We start from the raw sequence: 20847 nt of genomic DNA, 5'->3' as shown, positions 1-20847 counted from the left end.
TCTATTTCTGCTGTGGCCAACTGGCCGTGTCATAGTCTGGATGCTGGTGGTTGCTGGCGAGAATGCGTGCGGTACCCGCGGGATCCTGCATTTCCGTTGTCGGTTGTTCCGGTAGTGATCCCAGGCCATTGGTGTAACTCAGGCGGCTTTCGGTTCCGTGCTGGTCGACGGGCGGAAAATCCTCCGGGTGATCAAGCGAGCCAATGGACACCGAGATATATTTGCCGCCGATGTCGCCCAGGGTCAGTGGAGTGCCGCAGGCTGCGCAGAAGCCGCGCTCGACCTGGTCTGACGACTTGAAGACGCTCAGTGTGCCGCGCGTAAACTCAAACGTCGTTTTGAGCCCACCGACCAGTGGCGCATAAAAGCTGCCAAATGCCTTTTGGCACATGCGGCAATGACAGATATGGGCGTGGCTGGGCGGCTGGGTAAAGCGATAACGTATGGCGCCACATTGGCAGCCGCCGCTCACTGGCTGGTCCATTAGATATCCTTTCCGGCGAAACGATCCGTTGCCTCTATCAGGTGGTGCAAAATACCCGGCTGGCTCAAGGCGTGACCGGCATCGTCTACGACATGAAACTCAGCCTCCGGCCAGGCGCGGTGGAGTGCCCAGGCGGTAATGGCGGGTGTGCACACATCGTAACGTCCCTGAACGATCACGGCTGGAATATCGGCAAGCTTGTGAGCGTCGCGAATGAGTTGGCCCTCATCCATCCAGCCGGCATGGACAAAATAATGATTTTCGATGCGCGCGAACGCCAGCGCGTAGTGGCCATCATAAAAGGCATCACTGACGGAAGGGTCCGGCAGAAGAGTCAGCGTTTCGCCTTCCCATTTGGCCCAGGCCTTGGCTGCTTCGAGTTGCACTGCCTTATTATCCGACACCAGGCGCTTGCGGTAGGCGCCCATCAGGTCATCGCGTTCTGACACCGGGATCGGAGCGACAAAGCCTTCCCACTTGTCGGGGAAAATGTTCGATGCTCCCTCCTGATAATACCAAAGGAGTTCGGAGCGCCGCAGGGTAAATATGCCGCGCAGAACCAACTCGCTGGTGCGATCGGGATGTGTTTGAGCATAGGCCAGCGCCAATGTTGATCCCCAGGAGCCGCCGAAAACCAGCCAACTCTGGACACCAACCATTTCGCGCAATTTTTCGATATCGGCGACCAGGTCCCAAGTGGTGTTGTGATCTAGTTCCGCATGGGGCGTCGAGCACCCGCAGCCTCGCTGATCAAATAACACTACGTCATAGAGTGCCGGGTCAAATACCCGCCGCTGGCTGGGACTGATACCACCGCCCGGGCCACCATGCAGGAACACCGCCGGCTTGGCGCCAGGCGTGCCGACTCGCTCCCAATAGACGCTGTGGCCATTGCCAACGTCGAGATGACCCGACGCATAGGGTTCAATTTCCGGATAATATGTGCGGCGCTGGTTCATTTCGTCTCGTTTGTTGGAGGCCAATCATCGGTGTCATGATCGGGATGCTGGTTGGAGTGAATACCGGCGAGAAAATCGACCCATTCATCGCTTTGCGCGGCACGGACCGGCAGGCTGGTCAGTCCATCAAAGAACGGCAGTTTGTCGTGCATATTGACCTGAAGGGCGGGCGCGGCGCTGCTCGGTTCGTCAAATGAACCAATGGCCAGTTCCAAGCCGAAGCGCGTTTCATAGGCCAGTGGCGTACCGCAATCGCCGCAAAAGGCGCGGCGCGCCGCATTGGAGCTTTGAAACCATTTTGGTGTGCCACGCGTCCAGATCGCATCGTGTGCGGTGATCAGTGGTCCGAAAAAGCCGCCGAAGGCTTTTTGGCACATACGGCAATGGCAGATCGAACCGCGCCCCAACAGGCGCACGGCAAAGCGCACCGCGCCGCACTGGCAACCACCAGACAGGCTCGCCCGCTTATTCGTGGGCATGACACACCGCCTCGATATTATTGCCGTCCGCGTCGAGGATAAAGGCGCCATAATAGTTGGGATGGTATAAATCACGAATGCCGGGCCCGCCATTATCGCGACCACCAGCGGCAATAGCGGCGGCGTAAAATGCATCGACCTGTGCGTGACTGGTGGCTGCAAAAGCCAGATGTAACGAGGTTTGTACCGTCTTGCCGGTACCGATCCAGAATACCGGTCGGTCGACACCAAAACCGGCGTGGTGATTTTCGTTGTAGGTAAAATCGGTCAGAAGCGTAATGCCAAGCCGCGCGAGTGCCGTTCCATAAAACGATTTGGCTGCCTCGAAATCCGACACCACAAAGCCGACATGATCGAAAATACTGGTCATCGCTTGATCTCCCATTTGGTGCGGCGTTCGCCTGTGTCTGCGTCCTTGTAGTCCATCAGGGCAATGCCCTGTTCGGTCAGTTGGTCGCGAATATTATCTGCCGTAGAAAAGTCCTTGGCGTTCAAGGCGTTGAGACGGGCAGTGACCATTTCTGTTACCGCGTGCTCGCCGGGTCCATCGCGAACTTCCTGCCGCAATAGGACATCCGAGTTTTGTTTTTCATATAGCCCGGATAGGCTCGAGTGCTGCTCTCAGCCTTCCCGCGGTCTCAACCTTGTCGAGACCGGTGGCGGCGGCATTGACCGATTTTGCCAACGCATGCAGGATCGTAATGGCGCCCGAGGTATTCAAATCCTCGCAGAGTGCCGCGAGAAATTCGGCAGGCACAGGCTGCAATGGTGCTTCGAACACCGCTTTATTCCAGTCGTAAAGCATCGAGCGGCATTCAAAGAGCCGATCTGCTGTCCAGTCGATGGGCTGGCGATAATGCGTGGTCAGCATCGCCAGACGTAGCACGCGACCATGCCATTTTTGTCCGCCGAATTTATTGGTGTCCAGCAGATCATTGATGGTGATGAAATTGCCCAGGCTTTTGGACATTTTCTGCCCTTCGACCTGCAAAAAGCCGTTGTGCATCCATATGTTGGCCATGGCGTGGGTGCCGTGGGCGCAACGGGACTGGGCGAGTTCGTTTTCGTGGTGCGGAAAGATCAGGTCTAGCCCGCCCCCGTGAATGTCGAATATTTCGCCCAGAAAAGCGGCGCTCATGGCCGAGCATTCTATGTGCCAGCCCGGGCGCCCCCTGCCCCATGGGCTTTCCCAGCCGGGTTCATCGGCGGAAGATTGTTTCCAGAGCACAAAATCGGCGGGGTTCTTCTTGTGGGCATCAACGGCAATGCGGGCACCGGCAAGGTTCTCAGCAAGATTGCGGCCCGACAGTTTGCCGTAATCAGGCATTGAGGTTACATCGAATAATACCTCGCCATTGGCCTCGTAGGCGTTGCCCTTGTCGATCAATTGGCCGATCAGGCTGACCATATCCGACTTGCCGTCGTTGCGGGGGACGATGAAGTCAGTAGCGCGCGGCTGATGTGTGGGCTCCAGGCACCCCAACGCCATTGCGTCGGCTACAAACCGGTCAGCGGTTTTTTCGGTGACTTTGCGTATCGCCTCGTTGAGCGGCATATCGGGAAAGTCGCGCGCGGCGCGGGCATTTATCTTGTCGTCGACATCGGTGATGTTGCGCACATAGGAAACGTGCTCGTCGCCAAAATGGTGACGCAATAGCCGAAACAACAGGTCGAATACGATGACCGGGCGGGCATTGCCGATATGGGCAAAATCGTAGACGGTCGGCCCGCAGACATACATGCGCACATTGTTTTCGTCCAAGGGGTGCAAGGGCTCCTTGGTGCGCGTCAGCGTATTGTAGAGACTGATTGGAGATTTGGCCGAAGTCATGGATGCGTCCTGAGCATAGAAATGCACTGGCGGTGGAGTCTTCGGGTCGTGTGATTCAGAATGAAGAAAACCGCGCCGCCAACAAGTGGTTAGCAGCTAATAATGCAGCCAATAATGCAGATTGCGTTTACGGTTTTCATTTGCGGCGAAATTGACCGCAGATGCGACGGAAATCAAGCATTTTTTGCGTTTGAGTAATCGGGCAAAAGAAAAGGGGCGGCGCAAGCGCCGCCCTAGATCGCTTTGGAGGCGATAAATTATTGCGGTTTGCGGAACTGTTGGTGGCAGGCACCACAGCTTGCGCCAAGTGCCTTGAGCGCCGCGCCATAAGCGGTTGCATCACCGGTTTCAGCTGCCGCCATTGCTGTCTTGGCCGCTTCGGTGCCGGTATCCACAATCGCGGTAAATTCGTCAAAATTGTCCCAAATTATCGGCAGGGCTTCGGAGTCGCCTACTATGGAGCCTTCAGGGAACAACGCTGGAATATGGGAATAGTTGGTGATGATGGTTTTCATAGCAGTAACCGCTTCGTCACCGGTGAGACCCCCCGCTGTGCGCAGAATGCCACCATCTTCTTTCATCAATGCCTGTCGCGCCGCAACGATTTCCTCGGGCGCGGTCGGCACCACAAATGCATCCTGCGCGAACACCGCTGCGGTTCCGGCAAGCGACAGAGCGACGCCGACGATAATTGAAAGAGATCCAATACGCATGACAGTTCCTATTTCATCGGCTCGCGGTGGATGCGGGCAATTTCGGTTGAGGCAGACTGCCACGGCTTGGGGAGGATGCGGAACCGGCACACACAATTGTTATCGGCTACTGTTCACCCGTGGGCTTTCGGGGTGCGAACGGTGACGATCTGGTCGATTTCGCCAAATACCGGCGTACCGTCGCTATCGAGCGCAGCAATTCGGATGCGATCACCGGCCTTCAGGAAGGGCGTTCGGGCCCGACCGTATTTTAGTTTTTCAACGGTGCGGGCCTCGGCGATGCAGGCAAAACCGATGCCGCCTTTTTTGGTGGGCAGACCCTCATCATGCCGGTTTGACACGGTGCCCGAACCGATGATGGTGCCGGTACCTAGGTCACGGGTGCGCGCCGCCTCAACAATCAGATCGGCGAAGTCGAAATGCATATCAACGCCAGCATTGGGCTGACCGAACAATGAATCATTGATCACAGACTGAACACGGAGGTGCAAGCGGTTGTCGCGCCAGGCATCGTCGAATTCGTCGGTGGTCACGACCAGCGGCGCAAAGGCTGTGGAGGGTTTGGCGTGGAAAAAACCAAAGCCATTTTGGAGATCATCAAGAACAAGACGTCGGAGTGAAACATCGTTGCACACGGTCAGCAGGCGTATGGCGGCGCTGGCAGTGGCACGATCCGCGCCCATGGGCACCGGGCCGACAATGGCCGCGATCTCGGCCTCGAAATCAACCGCCAATGCATCGTCGGTGACCGCAATAGGAGACATGGGAGCTGAGAGCGAATCGGACCCGCCCTGGTACATTAGCGGTCGGGCCGATTGCAATTCGGCATCCTTGCTGCCCTTGAGGGTGCGCACACGTTCGAGATGGCTGAGATAGCCGGCGCCATCGATCCACTGAAATGCGCGCGGCAATGGGGCAAGACAGGTGGCGGGGTCAAACATTTGCCCGGCGATTTCGCCAGCATTTAGCTGGTCGGCAAGCGCCGCAAGCGCCGGGCTGGCCTCGGTCCAGTCATCTAACGCGGCTTGAAGCGTGGGCGCGATACGACTGGCCGATACGGTGCGCAGTCGATCGCTGGATACCACGACCAATTGTCCGTCGGGTCGGCCATTTTTTACGGTGGCAAGTTTCATATTGAGTTCATCCGGTCGCGACGGTGTGTCTTTGATACGCTACCAACATAAGCGCTATGGCACTATAATGTTGCACTACGCCCTAGCGTTGTCTTAAAGCCCGATGGTTCGGGCGCCTCGCCTAGGTAATAGCGTCAACATGACGGATGCAAACTTGATGGCCGGTTCTAGCAGTGTTTTTTTCCGCCTTCTGGCAATGATATTGGCACTGTGTGCTGCCAGTCTGGTCGATGCAACCAGCGCCTACGCGCAATCGTCAACCTGTTCGCGCCTACAATCGAATTTGCGCACATTTGATCGTAATGGCGATTTTCGCAATATTCAGGCCAACACCCGCAATGCGCGCGATCTGGCGCGGCAGGTTCAGGCGGCGGAAAGTTCTTACATTCGCAATGGCTGTAATGCCGACGCCAAGGCCGGGCGGACGCTGACCCGTGAGTGCCAGGGCATTGGCCGCACAGTGCTGCGGCTGCGCGACGACTATGCCAATGTCGCGGGCGCTGTTGAAACCGCGAATGCGGTGGCCCAACAACGCGAAGCAATATTACAGGAACTGGCACGATTTGGCTGTGGCGCCGACCAGCGCGGTTCAACCGCGACGTTCACCAATGAGCGGCAGGGAATATTTGATCGGATCTTTGGCAACGGTTCGAACGGCGACTATCAGGATGGCAACATTATCGAAGATGATGGTTGGGGTTATGGCGGTTCGGGCACGGTTCGTACGGTCTGCGTGCGCTTGAGTGACGGCTATTTCTGGCCCGTCAGCTATGCAACGCTGCCCGATATGGTGGGTAATGACGCTGCGATGTGCAAGCAGCAATGTCCGGGAACGCCCGTTGATATCTATTATTATGATAATCCGGGCCAGGAACCCGAACAGATGCGCAATATGTTCAACCAGCCCTATTCAGCGCTGCCGAACGCCTTCCGCTATCGGCGCGAATATGACCGGTCGAGCACCTGCAAGCCCGATAATGCCGGTGGCAATGTCTCGGTTGTGGAACTGGCCAACGGCCAGAAACGACAGTTCGCTGATCTGGGCGGCAATCGTTTTGCCCTGCCAGTACCCGACCCCCGGCGTCGTCAGGCCGAACCCGCTACTGCTGCCGCGCCGGTCGAGGTCGTACAGCCAACACCTGCGCCGCTCGAGACGGCTCAACTGGCCGATATCCCTTTGCCACGCGCGCGTCCGCAAGCGCCCGGAGAAACCCCAATTGCCAAACCGATCGTTCAAGCCGACACATCGCTGCGGCTGGTTCGGTTTGGTGACAAGGTTGTCAGAGTAGTCGGTCCAGACACGCCTTACGCCCAACCAGCGCCAGCAGGCTCTTAAGCTCCGGGCCATCGGGTCGCCCGGTCAGCGCGAGGCGCAATGGCAGGAATAGAGTTTTGCCTTTGCGCCCACTTTCGGCTTTGAGTGCACTTGTCCATTGCCCCCAGGTGTCCCCGTCCCATGGCTCATCGGGCAGACGTTTTGCTGCCAATGAAATGAATTCGCGATCCTCGGACGCGATGATGGGCGTCATCGGCCCTGTCACCAGGCGCGCCATATCCTTGATATCGTCAAATTTGAGCAGGTTTTCACGCAGCAGGTCCCACATGGGCTCATGGGCAAGGCCGAATTGCTCCAGCCGTGGTCGTGCGACCGAATAGGGCATGGTGTGCAGTATCCGAGCATTCAGACTATCGAGTTCGGCTGGATCAAATCGGGCCGAACCGTGCGAGATCATCGATAGGTCGAGCTTTTCGGCGATCTCTGCAAAGCTTGAATAAGGCTCAATCGGCAGGCTGGTGCCGGTCAGGACAGCCATGATTGCCACAGCTATCGCCTCGTACCCCTGGGCACGCAGGTCGGATAGCGACAGCGATCCCAAGCGTTTGGAAAACCCCTGCCCGTCAGCATCGGTCAGCAGATTATGGTGCGCGAAATCAGGCACGTTGCCGCCTAGCGCCTCGAAAATTTCAATCTGGGTACCGGTATTGGAAACGTGATCTTCGCCTCGGATGACATGGGTTATACCCATGTCGATATCATCGACTACGGAAGGCAGCGTATAGAGATAGCTGCCGTCCTCGCGTACCAGCACCGGATCGGACATCGAGGCCGTGTTAACCGTCTGGCCGCCCTTGATCAGATCGTTGAACTGCACCGGGCGTCCATCGAGCTTGAAGCGCCAGTGGGGTCGACGACCTTCGGCTTCGAGTTTGGCGCGATCCTCGTCGGTCAGACGCAGCGCGGCGCGGTCATAGATCGGCGGATTGCCGAGGGCACGCGCACGCTTGCGGCGGCGGTCCAGTTCGTCGCCGGTTTCATAGCATGGATAGAGACGCCCTGCCGCCATCAGGCGATCCCGCGCCGCATCATACATTGTCGTGCGTTCGGACTGGCGCACCAAAATGTCGGGCCGGACGCCAAGCCAGGTCAGATCGGCTTCGATGCCATCGGCAAATGCCCGGGTCGATCGCGCCAGGTCGGTATCGTCCATTCGCAAGACAAATTTGCCGCCATTGGCTTGGGCATAGAACCAGTTGAGAAGAGCGGGTCGGGCGTTGCCAAGGTGGAGGCGACCGGTCGGAGACGGCGCGTAGCGAACAATAGGGGTCATAATGCGGACTCGTCACGGTAACCGTTGGTGATGGGATATTTCCGGCCCATGCCAAAGGCTTTTGGTGACAATTTGGGTCCGGGTGCGGACTGGCGGCGCTTGTATTCCGCTATGTTCAGCAGTTTTTCAATGCGTTTCACCAGAGCGAGATCGAACCCCTTGGCGACAATTTCAGCGACCGAGAGTTCCTGTTCTACCATAGCGTCAAGGATGGCATCCAGAGTCGGATAGGGCGGTAAACTGTCCTGATCGGTCTGATCGGCGCGCAGTTCGGCGCTTGGTGCCTTATCGATAATCGCGGTGGGAATGACTTCGCCAGCGGGCCCGAGACTGTCGGTGGGCTTGTTCGCATTGCGCCAGGCAGCGAGATGATAGACCTGCATCTTGAGCAGATCCTTGAGTGGATTGTAGCCACCATTCATGTCGCCATAAATGGTGGCGTAGCCGACCGCCATTTCCGATTTGTTGCCGGTGGTCAGCAACATCGAGCCGAGTTTATTGGAAACCGCCATCAAAACGACCCCGCGCATGCGCGACTGAATATTTTCCTCAGCCAGATCAGCCGGGCGATCAGCGAAAATCGGAGCCAGTTCGGCCAAAGCGCCATCTACGGGGTCGCCGATGGCGACAATGTCGTAGCGCACGCCGAGCCGTTCGGCACAGTCCCTGGCGTCACGAAGACTGGCTTCCGAAGTGTAGCGATAGGGCAGCATGAGGCAGTGGACATTGTCGGGTCCAAAGGCATCGACTGCCATCGCTGCAACCACGGCGCTATCTATCCCGCCGGACAGACCCAACACCACCTGCTTGAAGCCGTTTTTATGAACATAGTCCCGCAAGCCCAGGACACAGGCTCGCCACGGCGCTTCATCCGTGTCGGTCAATGGGACGACCGCGCCGGTAACGCATGTCCAGCCATCATCCTGATAGGCCCAATCGGAAATGATGAAATCGGGCTCGAACGATTTGCCCTGAAAAACCATCTTATCGCCGGGCTCGATGGCGAACGAGGCGCCATCAAAGACCAGGCTCGTCCTGGCCCCCGACCTGATTGAGATAGAGCATGGGTACCCCGTCCTCGGCGACACGCGCGCGCACCAGCTCCTTGCGAATATGCTGCTTGTTGGTCCAGTAGGGTGATCCGTTGGGGCAGAGCAGAATTTCGGCGCCAAGGCGCACCAGCTGGGCGCTGACCCACGGATGCCAGATATCCTCGCAGATCGGGATTCCAATCGAAATGCCTTTTATCGAGACCGGTTCCGGCAATGGGCCGGGCGTGAAATAGCGCCGTTCATAGAATACATCGGTGTGCGGTAGTTCGCGCTTGTAGCGGGTAGCGATAATTTCGCTATCCTCGACTACGAGCACGGCGTTGTAGAGCACCTCCTGCTCAAGCCATACGGTCGGCAGAATAAGTGTTGTCTGCAGCCCCTTGGTGGCAGCAACCAGTTCTCTGGCGGCTGCAATTGCGTCAGCCACGAATTGCGGCTTGAATAATAGATCGTCCGGAAAATAACCGGTCAGAAAAAGTTCCGAGAGCATCAGCACGTCAGCCCTGGCTGCCACGGCGTTATTCAACGCAGATTTTGCCAAGGCAAGATTATCGGCCAGCGCGCCAACTTTGGGATTAAGCTGGGCGAGTGCGATGCGGAGACGATTGGTCAAGAAACAAGGCTCGCTGCCAAGAGAAAAATGCTCTGCCCACCAGTGAAAGCGGACGCGACAAACACTTATCCGCTCACCCCGGCAGGGGCAAGCGGACAAAGTGAAATTGCAGCGAAGGGCTAGAAGCGACCGGTGAGTTCAAACAGTGCACCGTATCGGAAAATGCGGGCGTAGTTGCTCTTGAGGTTCATGTCGGCGTTTTGGATAACAGCCGGACCGACGACTGTGTTGGATTTGAAGTTTGCCTCCAGATCGCCCTGAACGTACCAAGCGCGTCCACCGAGTCTCAGCGTCAGGTTTTCTGTAGGATGAAACCCAAACATCAACTCGCCCATGGCGCCATAACCGTGCCCGCTCAACGTCGTTGGCGCGCGTTCGTAAACTTTGGCGCCACCAAGTGCCGGGAACATGAAGGGCGAGGAACCACTGCCTCCAAGCGATCCGGTGACCCACGCGTATGGCACCGCTGCGACTTCGGCCTGAACGTCGAATTGGTCACTTAGATCGGCCTGCATCTTGACGCCAAGACGCAGGGCATGAATGTCAAAATCGTCCTTGGCCGTGCCATAGCTTGCCGGGTTGCCACCGGCATCGAAGGACGCGGCATAGGTGCCCTGCCCGATATCGGGCGCGTCTTTCCAGTACTGATATCCAACCAGTCCGCCAATAGCGACGCCACCGTCCATATTACCGAACGGCAACCAGCCAAAATCGGCGCCAGCGTAGCCTATCGAGGAATTGGGACCGATATTGCCCGAACTGGCGGGCGCAATGTTGTAGGTGCCAGAGGTGCTGAAGCCCAGGCCTGCAATGGCGTTGACATAGGTCTGGGTCGACAGATCGGTAATCTTGCCGTGCAGTTCCCCGATGTGAGTTCGGTCATCAACGGCGAGATTGACATCGCCGATGCCCGGCGCGGTGAACCCTGCTTCCTGCTTGCCCCATGAATACCAGTAGCGGGTGCCGAACTCAAAGCGAACCGGCCCCTGCCCTGAATCCGAAAACATTTCGCCAAAGGCAGGTCGAAGGTCGGGTGCCTCCGGAAAGTCGGCCGCCAGCGCAGGTGTGCCAACTACCAGCGCCGCGACAACAGCAATTTTGATCGAACGCACGGCATGTCCCCCAGAGTGACGGATCGATATCGGTCGAGTTTGGACATCAGTTATGCGCGATTAGAGTTAACGTTCCACTAACCGTAAGTATCGAATCATACTAGGTAATCGCGATTGTGAAGACCTTTTCAGTCAAACGGCGCAACCGATCAGGGGCCAGGCGTGTTGGGTTGAAACTGGATGAATGAACAGATCAAAGATTAGCGTGATGAGTTGTAAGATACTTGTAGTCGAGGATGAAATTTTTGTAGCGGCCGAGATCGAGCATGTCGTAACCGAGATGGGTCACGTTGCGGTCGGAGTTGCTGCCGACAAGGTGGCGGCGCTAAAGCTGGCGCCGGACACTGATGTCGCACTGGTCGATCTTAATCTTCATGATGGCCCTACCGGCATTGCTATCGGTCGCATACTGGCGCAGTCCTACGGGGTCACGGTATTGTTCATGACTGCGAACCCGGCCCAGCTCGGCAGAGGCGTTTCAGGGACGCTAGGCGTCCTGCCCAAGCCCGTCGGCGGCGACGAAATGAAACAGGCCGTGGCTTATGCGGTCGCACAGCGTGAAAAGAAAGTGGCGAAGCCACCGCGCCGATTACAGCTTTTCAATTGGAACGGGACGTCGGCTCTATTGGCCTGAAGGTTCGAGCGATCTAGCTATCAAGCAGTTCGGGCTGTAGCTTGGCGGAACGCCGAAGCGCGCTCAGCGGCACTTCAATGCTCACAAGCAAACCATCCTGTTCCCACACGCGATTGAGTTTGCCGCGAAGTTGACCTTCGACGCTCAAACCAATCAAGCGCGAGCCAAATCCGGCATGGCCGTTGGGTTGCAGGGGCGGTCCGCCGCGCTCCTTCCACGTCAATGTGTACGTGCTGTCATCGAGCGCCCCGGTCAGCAATATTGAACCATCTGGTACCGACAAGGCACCATACTTGGCGGCGTTGGTTGCCAGCTCATGCACTAGCAAGGCCAGCGGGGTCGCCGCGCCGTCGTCAATAGTTGTATCCGATCCGGAAAATTCGACGCGCTTTTGCCCGCCATCCTGATAGGGCAAAAGCAATTTTTCGATAAGTGCCCACAAGTCCGACTGAGTACCGCTTGTCTGCCCGCCATGTCCATGTGGACGAACAAAATCATGGGCTTGTGCCAGCGCGTAAATACGTTCGCGCAATTGTTCGGCGAACTGTTTCATCTCGGGCTGGTTGCGCGCGGACAGACTGATAATGCCGGTCATGACCGAGAATATATTCTTGATCCTGTGGCTTAATTCCTGCGCCACCAATTCGCGCTCCTCCGCCAACAAACGGGTTTCATGGATATCGGTGCAGGTGCCGAACCAGCGAATAATTTTCCCGTCAGCGCCGCGAATTGGCTGAGCAAGCCCAAGCGTCCAGCGATAGTTGCCGGAGTGATGACGCAGGCGGTATTCGATCTTGTATGGCTCGCCCGTCGCCAGACTGTGCTTCCAAGTCGACCAGGCACGTTCCTGATCGTCGGGGTGGAACATGCCGTTCCAGGCTTCACCGTCCGTGGAGCCAATGGGCACGCCGGTGAATTCGTACCAGCGCGCATTGTAATAGTCATGCATGCCATCAGGCAGCGTCGACCAGACCATTTGCGGCATGGTATCGGCCAGCGTACGGAATTTTGCCTCGCTTTCAGCCAGTGCTTCAGCGGCCTGTTTTTGCTCGGTGATATTGACGACAACACCCGGAAAGCGCACCGCGTTGCCGTCACCATCTACCCGTGCGCGCCCCGAGGCAACAACCCAGCATAAGGTGCCATCGGGCGAAACAACGCGATATTCGGAACGAAAATCGGCTCTATCACGAAAGGCTGCCTCAACGCCCTGGCTGACACGTTCGAGATCGTCGGGATGAATTGCCTCGCCGATCAGTTCGGCGGGAACGCCAATGCCGGCACGCAGCGGATCAAGATTATGCAGTGACGCAAAAAGGTCATCGGCGGTCAGTGTTCCAGCCTTCACATCCCAGTCCCATGTGCCCACGAGGTTGCTGCCGCTCAAGGCAAGTGACAGGCGCTCCTCACTGCGTGTCAGGGCTTTTTCGACGAGGATGCGATCGGTGGTCTCGTGAACGATGCACAAAGTGCCCAGGGACAGACCGTCATCACCCAGTACCGGGCTATAGTTGAGATCGAGCCAAACGGGCTCGGGTTGGCCGTGCCGGTTCAGCGAAAGTTCGGCGTCACGCAGTACCAACGTTTCACCGCGAAGGCCGCTTGCAATGCGTTCCCTGTTAAAGTCTGCCACTTCAGGCCAGGCCTCGACCGCCGGCATGCCAAATATTTCTGGATGTCTTTCTCCCGCAAATTGTGCGTAGGCATCGTTGTAGATCAGAATGCCTTCGGACCCCAACAGCACCACCATCGGCGCCGATGCCGTTACCAGCATGCGCACAACGCCCTTGACGCTATCCGGCCATTGGTCGATCGACCCTATCGGGCTTGAGGCCCAATCATAATCATTGATCAGCCTTAAGGTGGGAAATGCGTCAAGTTGCGTTCTAAGTTCAGGCGTAGCGGCAGGAAACAGTGTACGGGGCATGGCTGGCGCCTGTGTCTCGCGGTTGGTTGCAACGGTCGCTGGGCCATGTGCTATGGCCGCAGGCCCTCAAAGAACGCGCAACCTAACCAATCGGTTCATTAGCGCTGACAATTATTTACCGGCAGATCGCAGCACCCGGGCAGGTTTTTGGGCGTGTACTTCCTCGGCCACAAGAAATGCCAGTTCCAGCGCCTGGCTGGCATTGAGCCGGGGGTCGCAATAGGTGTGGTAGCGGTCAGAAAGTGATGCCTCTGTCACCGCCGAGACGCCGCCAACGCATTCGGTGACGTCGTCCCCGGTCATTTCAATATGCACGCCACCGGCATAGGTGCCCATCTCACGGTGAACATCGAAGAAGGCTTTGACCTCTGACAGGACCTTGTCGAACGGACGAGTTTTATAGCCGCTCGAAGCCTTGATGGTGTTGCCGTGCATCGGGTCCGAGCACCAAAGAACCGTGCGCCCGGCGCGCTGAACTGTTTCAACCAGCCGTGGCAGGTGCTCATGGACCTTTTCGGCGCCGAAGCGGCCAATCAAGGTGATACGACCGGCATCATCCTGGGGATTGAGGCGGTCCAGCAGGCGCAGCAGGTCGTCGCTCTCAAGCGATGGGCCGCATTTGATCCCAATCGGGTTGTGAATGCCGGAAAAATACTCCACATGCGCCGCGTCAGGCTGCCGGGTGCGATCACCAATCCAAAGCATGTGCCCAGAGGTAGCGTACCAATCATTGGTGATGGAGTCCCGGCGCGTCAACGCTTCCTCATAGCCAAGCAGCAGTGCTTCGTGGCTGGTGAAAAACTTGGTCTGGCGCAGCGCCGACGTATTTTCGGGCGTAATATTCAGTGCCGCCATGAATTCAATGGCGTCGTCAATCTTGCGGGCCAGTTCCTCGTAGCGCGGATACCAGTTGGAATCCTTGAGAAATCCAACGGTCCATTCATGAATGCGCGTCAAATCTGCATAGCCGCCAGAAGCGAATGCGCGCAGCAGGTTCAGCGTGGCGGCCGACTGACGATAGGCATGAAGCATGCGCTCGGGATCGGGCACGCGCGCGGCTTCGCTGAAATCAATGGCATTGATAATATCGCCACGATAGCTGGGCAGTTCCGTATCCCCAATTGTTTCGGTATCTGAGGATCGCGGCTTGGCAAACTGACCCGCGACACGCCCGACCTTGACTACTGGTTTGGATGCGCCGTGGGTAAGCACAACAGCCATCTGCAAGAAGACGCGGAAAAAATCACGAATATGGTCGGCGCCATGTTCGGCAAAGCTTTCAGCACAATCTCCGCCCTGCAACAAAAATGCATCGCCGTTGGCAACGGCGGCCAGTTGGGACTTGAGATCACGCGCCTCCCCCGCAAAAACCAGCGGCGGAAATGTAGATAATTGGCGTTCGGCGTCCTGCAGCGCTACGGCGTCGGGATAGTGGGGAACCTGCGAGATCGGGCGTTCACGCCAGCTGCCTGGTGTCCATGTACTCATATCTCGTCTCACTATGCCGTGCGGCCAAACCGTTTGCCGCGATCCATCTGGCAGGGAGATAGCAAGCCCTGCCCAACCTGCCAAGGTACAATTGGTGCTAGACCTTGGTGCCGTTCCGGTAGGAGTAACTTGGTGACTTGAATGTAACCAGGCTCTTCGGCGGCGGACGGATGCAGCGCCATGGCTCGATCAAAATCCGCCTTGGTTGCCTGCACGCTGAGTGGAATGGCAACCAGTTGGATCATTTCTGCTGCACCGGGCCCCAGTATGTGACATCCCAAAACCTTGCCACCGTTGGGTTCGGTGATCAATTTCAGGATCATGCGATCAGTTCGTGTGGACAGTGTATTCATCATCGGGCGAAAGCGCGAGACATAGATGTCGACATCGCCGTGCGTTGCCGCTTCCTGTTCGGTCAAGCCGATGACGCCAAGTTCAGGCTCGGCAAAGACCGCCGTCGGGATCATCGAGTGATCGACGGCGAGCGGATTGTCGTTGTAAACCGTTTCGGCGAAATACCAGCCTTCGCGGATGGCAACCGGCGTTAGCGCCGCCCGTCCCGTCACATCGCCGACCGCATATATGGATGGGCAGGTCGTCTGGGAATAGACATCAACAGTGATATTTCCAGCGTCATTGATCTCGACGCCAGCAGTTTCCAGACCGAGTCCTTCGACATTGGCGACGCGACCCGTCGCGAACATTACAGCCCCGAACGGCGCTGTCACGCCATCACTGAACGCCACGGAAACATCGTCGCCCTGGCGTTCCAGCGACCGGATAGTGGTTTGATAAATCAGCTTGATACCACGATTTTGCAAACCCGATTCCAGACCGCGACGCATGTCCATATCGAAGCCCCGCAACAGGCAATCTCCACGATATATAATAGTGGTGTTCACGCCCAATCCGGCAAAGATGGTGGCAAATTCGACGGCGATATACCCACCACCCTCGATCAGGATCGAATGCGGCAATGCTGCCAGGTCAAAGGCTTCGTTGGAGGTAATGCCCAATTCAGCGCCCGGAATGTCTGGGACACGGGGATGACCACCAGTTGCGATGAGGATGTGTTCGGCCTCCAGTTCCTGTCCGGATTTGATCAGTTTGATGCTGTTGGCACCGGTAACAACCGCCCGATCACGAATGATATCGACGCCGGGTGCTTCCAGCGCTGAAACATAAGCCGCCTCTAGTCGGGTAATTTCGGTTTCCTTGTTGGCAACAAGTGTGGGCCAGTCAAAACGGGCATCAACCTGCCAGCCAAAACTTCCGGCGACGTCAAACAAGTCGGAAAACCGGCTGGCATAGACATAGAGCTTTTTGGGGACACACCCGCGAATAACGCAGGTACCGCCAACGCGAAATTCCTCGATCACCACAACCTTGGCGCCGAATCCGGCTGCCATGCGAGCCTGCGCGAACACCGCCGGAGCCGGCGCCGATCACTATCAGATCATATTTGTTGCTCATCAAGACACTCCAGATTGGCGACTATATGTGGCGTGCGAGTGACATAAAAAAAGGCCCCGCACAAGCAGGGCCTTTGTTCAACAATAGCCACCAGACTAGAGGTCGACGCCTTCGGCTTTGAGTTCGGCGCGAACCTTGGCAAAGAACTCCCGATTGAGATTGTTGGTGAATACCTTGAGTACCTGCTGCATGTCGGTATTGACCTCAAAATTTGCCTTGGCCAGCTTTTCACCGGTTGGCGAGGCTATAGAAGGCGACAATTTCCTGAAGGCTCTTCAATACTGAACCGAAGGGCATAGATGCGGGCAAACTGATCGAGCAATTCGCCCTTGCGCCCTTTATATTCGCTCAGCACCGTCTCGATCGCCTTGTTGGTTGCGTCAGCGAGATCGGGGCTTTGGGATAATATCTGCTTTGATGTCTGAATTGCCGTTTCAACCAGCGTCGTTTCATAAATGGCAGCACGATCGGTCAGATCAACATATTGACGCGCCAGTGCCAGATGATCGGGCGCCACCTCCTGCGCCATGGCAGGCGCGGCCACGGCCAGCATGCTCAGGCTGAGAACGATCGCTGTAACGGCCTTCAGGCGTTTCACTGCATTCGTCATCATCGAAAAACCCATATTTTTGATCCACCCATTGGTCAGCGTTTAATCGTTGAGAGTTCTTACGCCATCTGGCGTCGCGACATAAGCCCTTTTGCACAACCCGAGAAACAGACCGTGCTGCACGACACCGGGAACATTCAACAAGGCAAGCGAGAGCGCTTCTGGCGCTGAAATGCGGCCAAAAAAAGCATCGAAAATCAGGTGCCCACCATCAGTAACAAAGTCAGTGCCCGCACCATCCGAGCGTAGTTTCAAGGCCCCTTCGGCCTGATGATCGCTCAAAACCAGTTCGAGGGCACGGCGCGTTGCACCTAGTCCAAAGCGGTTGACTTCAATGGGTAAGGCGAAGCGACCCAGCGCATCAACTACTTTTGAAGCGTCGGCGATAACCACCATTTGATCGGAGGCGGCAGCAACAATTTTCTCGCGCAGGAGTGCCCCGCCGCCACCCTTGATCAGCGCCAGACCCGGCCCGATCTCGTCGGCGCCATCCACGGTGACATCTAGCCGATCGATCGTTTCCAGGTTGGTAAGAGGAATATTAAGCGAGGCAGCCTGTTGGGCGGTAACCTCGGAGGTGGGCACGCAAAGGCAGTCCAAACCATCGGCAACGCGCTCACCCAACAGTTCGACAAAATGCCGCGCCGTCGAACCAGTGCCCAGGCCGATCCGCATGCCGGACTGAATTTCTTCCAACGCCTTAGCCGCCGCTTGACGCTTTTCGATCTCGCTCACTGTACGTTCCTCAACTGGATTTATGTCGTCGTGATGCGGATCACTATGAGATCTGTCAACCAGGACCTACGAACAGGTTTTGAAAATTGTAACCTGTCAGCAACACTATTGTGGCGATAGTGCTGGAAATGTGGCAAAATCGCGGCCCTCATCTATTCGATGTCGCGCAAACCACATAAATAGTCCGTAGTCCAACCCCGGCGAGTCATGTGGTCGGGCACAATCATAAGGCGTTGCGATACATGTTTAAGATGAAAACTGCCGCAATTATCCTGGCATCGATAGCATTGTCGATGACCTTTGTCTCCGAGGCCATGGCGACCAAGCGTTACAATGCAGATACCAACACGTTTGAAGAGGTAACCTACGGCGCGCGCACCGGGGGTAAAAGTGCCATCAAGCGTCAGGTGGTCTCCTACCAGACCAATCAGCGCCCGGGCACCATCATTATTGAGACCAGTGAACGGCGACTCTATTTCGTCCTGGGCGACGGCAAGGCCGTGAAATATGGCGTTGGTGTTGGTCGCGATGGCTTCCGCTGGGCTGGACAGAACCGCATTTCGCGTAAGGCCGAGTGGCCAGGCTGGACGCCGCCTGCGCAGATGCGCAAGCGTGTTCCGGATTTGCCGGCGTATATGCCCGGCGGCCCCGACAACCCACTAGGGGCCCGCGCACTCTATATTGGCTCCACGCTTTATCGAGTGCACGGTACGTCCGAGCCATGGACGATAGGCCAGGCCGTCTCATCGGGCTGCATTCGCTTGACCAACGAAGACGTGATGGACCTTTATGAACGTGTCCGTGTGGGCGCCAAGGTTATCGTCAACCGGTAGCATTGCCAGATTTTTTGCTGGATTGAGGGGCAGTCATCTGACTGTCCCTATTTGTTTGCGGGCTTTATAATTCTGGCAAATTGGAACAGAATGACGCCATGAGCATCTCCACGTCACCGCATTCACTTCAGCCAAATAGTCGCCCGCTCGTTGATAGCTTTGGGCGCAAGGTCAGCTATTTGCGCATATCAGTGACTGATCGCTGCGATTTCCGATGCACTTATTGCATGGCGGAAAATATGAGTTTCCTGCCCAAGCGCGAGGTTTTGTCGTTTGAGGAGATTGAGACCATAGCATCGGCGTTCGTGGCGCGCGGGGTTACCAAGCTCAGGCTGACGGGCGGTGAACCATTGGTGCGTCGTGACATTGTCGATCTGGTCAGCGCGCTGGGTCGTCATCTTGGTGATGGCGGGCTGGATGAATTGACCATGACCACCAACGGCAGCCAGCTTGCACGCCACGCAAGGGCGCTGGCGTCTGCCGGCATTCGACGACTGAACGTATCACTCGATACGCTCGACGCCGAAAAATTCCGCGCCATTACCCGCCGTGGACGGATCGAGGACGTGTTCGCCGGCATTGAGGCGACGCAAGATGCTGGTTTGCAGATCAAGATCAATATGGTGGCGATACGCGGCACCAATGATGATGAAATTGAACCGATGATGGTTTGGGCGCATGCCAAGGGCATGGGCCTGACGCTGATCGAAGGCATGCCGCTGGGCGAGGTCGGGATTGATCGCGTCGATAGCTATTTGCCGTTGCGCGAGCCTTCGCGACCGTCTGGCGCGACGGTTCACTCTTGAAAAGCTTGACCGGACCACTGGCGGTCCGGCGCGCTATGTAAGAGTGGCTGAAACGGGCGGCATATTGGGGTTTATCGCGCCAATGAGCCACAATTTTTGTGAGAGTTGCAACCGGGTTCGTCTTACCGCAACCGGAAAATTGTACTTGTGTCTTGGCCAGGACGATCAGGTCAATCTGCGCGACGCGCTGCGTAATGGCGGCCTGGGTGCTCTGGATGCGGCGCTCGACCGCGCAATGGTCATCAAGCCAAAAGGCCACGACTTTGTTATCGACCGCGACAAGCCTCAGCCAGCTTTAACCCGCCACATGTCAGTAACCGGCGGTTAGCGGCCGTCGGCGCGTTCAGCCAGTTCTATCAGAATGCCATCCGGGTCACGGACAAAGGCCACGCGTTTGAACATTTCAAAATTGTGAGCGATTCTGGGTGCTTCGACTGGCTCGGCACCGGCGGCAACGAGCTTCTCAAACATGGCGCCGATGTCCTGGTAGGCAAAGGTCAGATGACGAATTCCAGCCTGGGATGATGCTATGTCGCCTGCCGGCGTGGTGGGTTGGGTACGCCCAAATATCTCGAGCATGGCGCCACCAGCATCCAAAAACGCGGTATCACCATTTGGGTTGGGTTTGCGCAGCACCAGCTTCAGTCCAAGCTGGCCACAATAAAATGCAATGGTTCGATCCAGATCAGTAGATGTCATACCGATATGTTCGAACCCAACAAGGCCAGTGTCACTTGTCATCGTCGGCAACCACGACATATTCCAATGGCAATGCGGTGGTGTATTTGATCTGCTCCATGGCAAATGAGGAACTGACATCGGTCAGGGCGATCTTGGCAATCAGGCGCTTGTAGAAGGCGTCATAGGCCGCGATATCGGGCACAACCACGCGCAGCAGATAGTCGATATCGCCGCTCATGCGGTAAAATTCCACGACCTCGGTAAAGTCCTCAACGCTGGTGGCGAATTTTCGCAGCCAGCCGTCTGAATGCTCATTGGTCTTGACCGAGACGAAAACGGTGACCCCGGCATTGACCTTGGTTGGCTCGAGTACGGCGACCCGGCGCTTGATAACGCCGTCCTCTTCCATTTTCTGGATTCGGCGCCAGCATGGCGTGGTCGACAAGCCGACTTTACGACCAATCTCGGCCACTGGCATGGTTGCATCTTTCTGCAGCAAAGTCAGAATTTTGCGGTCTATCTTGTCGAGCGCCACTTTTTGCATCCTAGTATTTGATTGCGTTTATCATGAAAAAATTGCCGAATGTTGGCGCGTCATGCCGCAAACGTCACAGGATCACGCAAAATTCTTGCACAAACCTACTCTGATGCGGTCGGGTTGTAAATCGGGCCCGA

The 20847-nt window shown here is 56.8% G+C and carries 19 protein-coding genes and 4 pseudogenes; 4 read left to right on the top strand and 19 right to left on the bottom strand.

The features are described from left to right. Position 1: 1 nt before the first annotated feature. The 8 genes and pseudogenes from PSQ19_RS00840 to PSQ19_RS00805 form a co-directional block, all read right to left on the bottom strand. Complete coding sequence (locus tag PSQ19_RS00840; protein ID WP_282219217.1) at positions 2-484, bottom strand: GFA family protein; 483 nt, start codon at positions 482-484, stop codon at positions 2-4. After that, a complete protein-coding gene (pip, locus tag PSQ19_RS00835) occupies positions 484-1443 on the bottom strand; it encodes a prolyl aminopeptidase (protein WP_282219216.1) in 960 nt (319 codons plus the stop codon). Before pip ends, PSQ19_RS00840 begins: the two co-directional genes overlap by 1 nt. Then, positions 1440-1922, bottom strand: coding sequence for a GFA family protein (locus tag PSQ19_RS00830; RefSeq protein ID WP_282219215.1), 483 nt, complete (start codon positions 1920-1922; stop codon positions 1440-1442). Before PSQ19_RS00830 ends, pip begins: the two co-directional genes overlap by 4 nt. Beyond that, positions 1909-2283 (bottom strand): VOC family protein, encoded by a 375-nt coding sequence (locus tag PSQ19_RS00825; protein ID WP_282220765.1) that lies wholly within the window; start codon positions 2281-2283, stop codon positions 1909-1911. Before PSQ19_RS00825 ends, PSQ19_RS00830 begins: the two co-directional genes overlap by 14 nt. A gap of 5 nt (positions 2284-2288) precedes the next feature. After that, positions 2289-2489 (bottom strand): CysS/YqeB C-terminal domain-containing protein, encoded by a 201-nt coding sequence (locus PSQ19_RS00820; protein WP_282219214.1) that lies wholly within the window; start codon positions 2487-2489, stop codon positions 2289-2291. 43 nt (positions 2490-2532) lie between these two features. After that, a pseudogene (gene cysS, locus PSQ19_RS00815) lies at positions 2533-3753 on the bottom strand (cysteine--tRNA ligase); the annotation flags it as partial. A gap of 257 nt (positions 3754-4010) precedes the next feature. Next, positions 4011-4466, bottom strand: coding sequence for a c-type cytochrome (locus PSQ19_RS00810; RefSeq protein WP_282219213.1), 456 nt, complete (start codon positions 4464-4466; stop codon positions 4011-4013). 113 nt (positions 4467-4579) lie between these two features. Beyond that, positions 4580-5599, bottom strand: coding sequence for a fumarylacetoacetate hydrolase family protein (locus PSQ19_RS00805; RefSeq protein WP_282219212.1), 1020 nt, complete (start codon positions 5597-5599; stop codon positions 4580-4582). Between the two features lie 157 nt (positions 5600-5756). Between PSQ19_RS00805 and PSQ19_RS00800 the strand changes: the two genes are divergently transcribed. Continuing rightward, the gene (locus PSQ19_RS00800; protein ID WP_282219211.1) at positions 5757-6935 is read left to right on the top strand and encodes a DUF2865 domain-containing protein; all 1179 of its coding nucleotides are present in this window, start codon (positions 5757-5759) and stop codon (positions 6933-6935) included. On the opposite strand, the gene gltX is transcribed toward PSQ19_RS00800, so the two are convergent. The 3 genes and pseudogenes from gltX to PSQ19_RS00785 all read right to left on the bottom strand — a co-directional run bounded on the left by gltX (position 6880) and on the right by PSQ19_RS00785 (position 10985). Beyond that, entirely contained in the window at positions 6880-8208 is a 1329-nt protein-coding gene (gene gltX, locus PSQ19_RS00795) for a glutamate--tRNA ligase (RefSeq protein WP_282219210.1), read from the bottom strand. The genes PSQ19_RS00800 and gltX overlap by 56 nt on opposite strands. After that, positions 8205-9873 (bottom strand): annotated as a pseudogene (locus PSQ19_RS00790) (NAD+ synthase). Before PSQ19_RS00790 ends, gltX begins: the two are co-directional and overlap by 4 nt. A 119-nt stretch (positions 9874-9992) precedes the next feature. After that, positions 9993-10985 (bottom strand): hypothetical protein, encoded by a 993-nt coding sequence (locus PSQ19_RS00785; protein WP_282219209.1) that lies wholly within the window; start codon positions 10983-10985, stop codon positions 9993-9995. 208 nt (positions 10986-11193) lie between these two features. Here PSQ19_RS00785 and PSQ19_RS00780 point away from each other — a divergent pair, with 208 nt between their 5' ends. Next, the gene (locus PSQ19_RS00780; RefSeq protein WP_282219208.1) at positions 11194-11619 is read left to right on the top strand and encodes a response regulator; all 426 of its coding nucleotides are present in this window, start codon (positions 11194-11196) and stop codon (positions 11617-11619) included. Between the two features lie 13 nt (positions 11620-11632). On the opposite strand, the gene PSQ19_RS00775 is transcribed toward PSQ19_RS00780, so the two are convergent. The 6 genes and pseudogenes from PSQ19_RS00775 to rpiA all read right to left on the bottom strand — a co-directional run bounded on the left by PSQ19_RS00775 (position 11633) and on the right by rpiA (position 17792). Beyond that, positions 11633-13546, bottom strand: coding sequence for a PAS domain-containing sensor histidine kinase (locus PSQ19_RS00775; protein ID WP_282219207.1), 1914 nt, complete (start codon positions 13544-13546; stop codon positions 11633-11635). A gap of 111 nt (positions 13547-13657) precedes the next feature. Beyond that, positions 13658-15034: a class II 3-deoxy-7-phosphoheptulonate synthase gene (locus PSQ19_RS00770; protein ID WP_282219206.1), complete on the bottom strand. Its 1377-nt coding sequence runs from the start codon at positions 15032-15034 to the stop codon at positions 13658-13660. 97 nt (positions 15035-15131) lie between these two features. Continuing rightward, positions 15132-16507 (bottom strand): annotated as a pseudogene (gene gorA, locus PSQ19_RS00765) (glutathione-disulfide reductase). A 95-nt stretch (positions 16508-16602) separates the two neighbouring features. Then, entirely contained in the window at positions 16603-16767 is a 165-nt protein-coding gene (locus PSQ19_RS00760) for a hypothetical protein (RefSeq protein WP_282219205.1), read from the bottom strand. After that, on the bottom strand, positions 16752-17105 hold the full coding sequence (locus PSQ19_RS00755) for a DUF2059 domain-containing protein (protein WP_282219204.1): 354 nt from the start codon (positions 17103-17105) through the stop codon (positions 16752-16754). Before PSQ19_RS00755 ends, PSQ19_RS00760 begins: the two co-directional genes overlap by 16 nt. Positions 17106-17159: 54 nt before the next feature. Further along, positions 17160-17792 (bottom strand): ribose-5-phosphate isomerase RpiA, encoded by a 633-nt coding sequence (rpiA, locus tag PSQ19_RS00750; RefSeq protein WP_407649187.1) that lies wholly within the window; start codon positions 17790-17792, stop codon positions 17160-17162. A gap of 311 nt (positions 17793-18103) precedes the next feature. Here rpiA and PSQ19_RS00745 point away from each other — a divergent pair, with 311 nt between their 5' ends. Together PSQ19_RS00745 and moaA are read left to right on the top strand one after the other, a co-directional pair. Continuing rightward, entirely contained in the window at positions 18104-18685 is a 582-nt protein-coding gene (locus PSQ19_RS00745; RefSeq protein WP_407649186.1) for a L,D-transpeptidase, read from the top strand. Between the two features lie 98 nt (positions 18686-18783). Continuing rightward, positions 18784-19819 (top strand): annotated as a pseudogene (gene moaA, locus PSQ19_RS00740) (GTP 3',8-cyclase MoaA). Here the strand turns inward: moaA and PSQ19_RS00735 are convergent. Together PSQ19_RS00735 and PSQ19_RS00730 are read right to left on the bottom strand one after the other, a co-directional pair. After that, positions 19816-20232, bottom strand: a complete 417-nt coding sequence (locus tag PSQ19_RS00735; RefSeq protein WP_282219201.1) for a VOC family protein — start codon at positions 20230-20232, stop codon at positions 19816-19818. The pseudogene moaA and the gene PSQ19_RS00735 overlap by 4 nt on opposite strands. Beyond that, positions 20222-20707, bottom strand: coding sequence for an Lrp/AsnC family transcriptional regulator (locus tag PSQ19_RS00730; RefSeq protein WP_282219200.1), 486 nt, complete (start codon positions 20705-20707; stop codon positions 20222-20224). Before PSQ19_RS00730 ends, PSQ19_RS00735 begins: the two co-directional genes overlap by 11 nt. Positions 20708-20847 lie beyond the last annotated feature (140 nt).

Origin of the sequence: Devosia algicola (assembly GCF_028816455.1) — a bacterium.
Classification (GTDB): Bacteria; Pseudomonadota; Alphaproteobacteria; order Rhizobiales; family Devosiaceae; genus Devosia; species Devosia algicola.
The sequence above is the reverse complement of the archived record's forward strand: the minus strand, read 5'-3'. Positions and strand labels throughout refer to the sequence as shown.

Excerpts from the sequence above, each read along its gene's own strand:
- PSQ19_RS00735 (WP_282219201.1), bottom strand. The coding sequence starts at position 20,232 with ATGACAAGTGACACTGGCCTTGTTGGGTTCGAACATATCGGTATGACA.
- PSQ19_RS00770 (WP_282219206.1), bottom strand. The coding sequence starts at position 15,034 with ATGAGTACATGGACACCAGGCAGCTGGCGTGAACGCCCGATCTCGCAG.
- gltX (WP_282219210.1), bottom strand. The coding sequence starts at position 8,208 with ATGACCCCTATTGTTCGCTACGCGCCGTCTCCGACCGGTCGCCTCCAC.
- PSQ19_RS00840 (WP_282219217.1), bottom strand. The coding sequence starts at position 484 with ATGGACCAGCCAGTGAGCGGCGGCTGCCAATGTGGCGCCATACGTTAT.
- PSQ19_RS00745 (WP_407649186.1), top strand. The coding sequence starts at position 18,104 with ATGAAAACTGCCGCAATTATCCTGGCATCGATAGCATTGTCGATGACC.
- PSQ19_RS00775 (WP_282219207.1), bottom strand. The coding sequence starts at position 13,546 with ATGCCCCGTACACTGTTTCCTGCCGCTACGCCTGAACTTAGAACGCAA.
- PSQ19_RS00810 (WP_282219213.1), bottom strand. The coding sequence starts at position 4,466 with ATGCGTATTGGATCTCTTTCAATTATCGTCGGCGTCGCTCTGTCGCTT.
- PSQ19_RS00800 (WP_282219211.1), top strand. The coding sequence starts at position 5,757 with ATGGCCGGTTCTAGCAGTGTTTTTTTCCGCCTTCTGGCAATGATATTG.
- PSQ19_RS00830 (WP_282219215.1), bottom strand. The coding sequence starts at position 1,922 with ATGCCCACGAATAAGCGGGCGAGCCTGTCTGGTGGTTGCCAGTGCGGC.
- rpiA (WP_407649187.1), bottom strand. The coding sequence starts at position 17,792 with ATGCGGATCGGCCTGGGCACTGGTTCGACGGCGCGGCATTTTGTCGAA.
- PSQ19_RS00780 (WP_282219208.1), top strand. The coding sequence starts at position 11,194 with ATGAGTTGTAAGATACTTGTAGTCGAGGATGAAATTTTTGTAGCGGCC.
- pip (WP_282219216.1), bottom strand. The coding sequence starts at position 1,443 with ATGAACCAGCGCCGCACATATTATCCGGAAATTGAACCCTATGCGTCG.
- PSQ19_RS00805 (WP_282219212.1), bottom strand. The coding sequence starts at position 5,599 with ATGAAACTTGCCACCGTAAAAAATGGCCGACCCGACGGACAATTGGTC.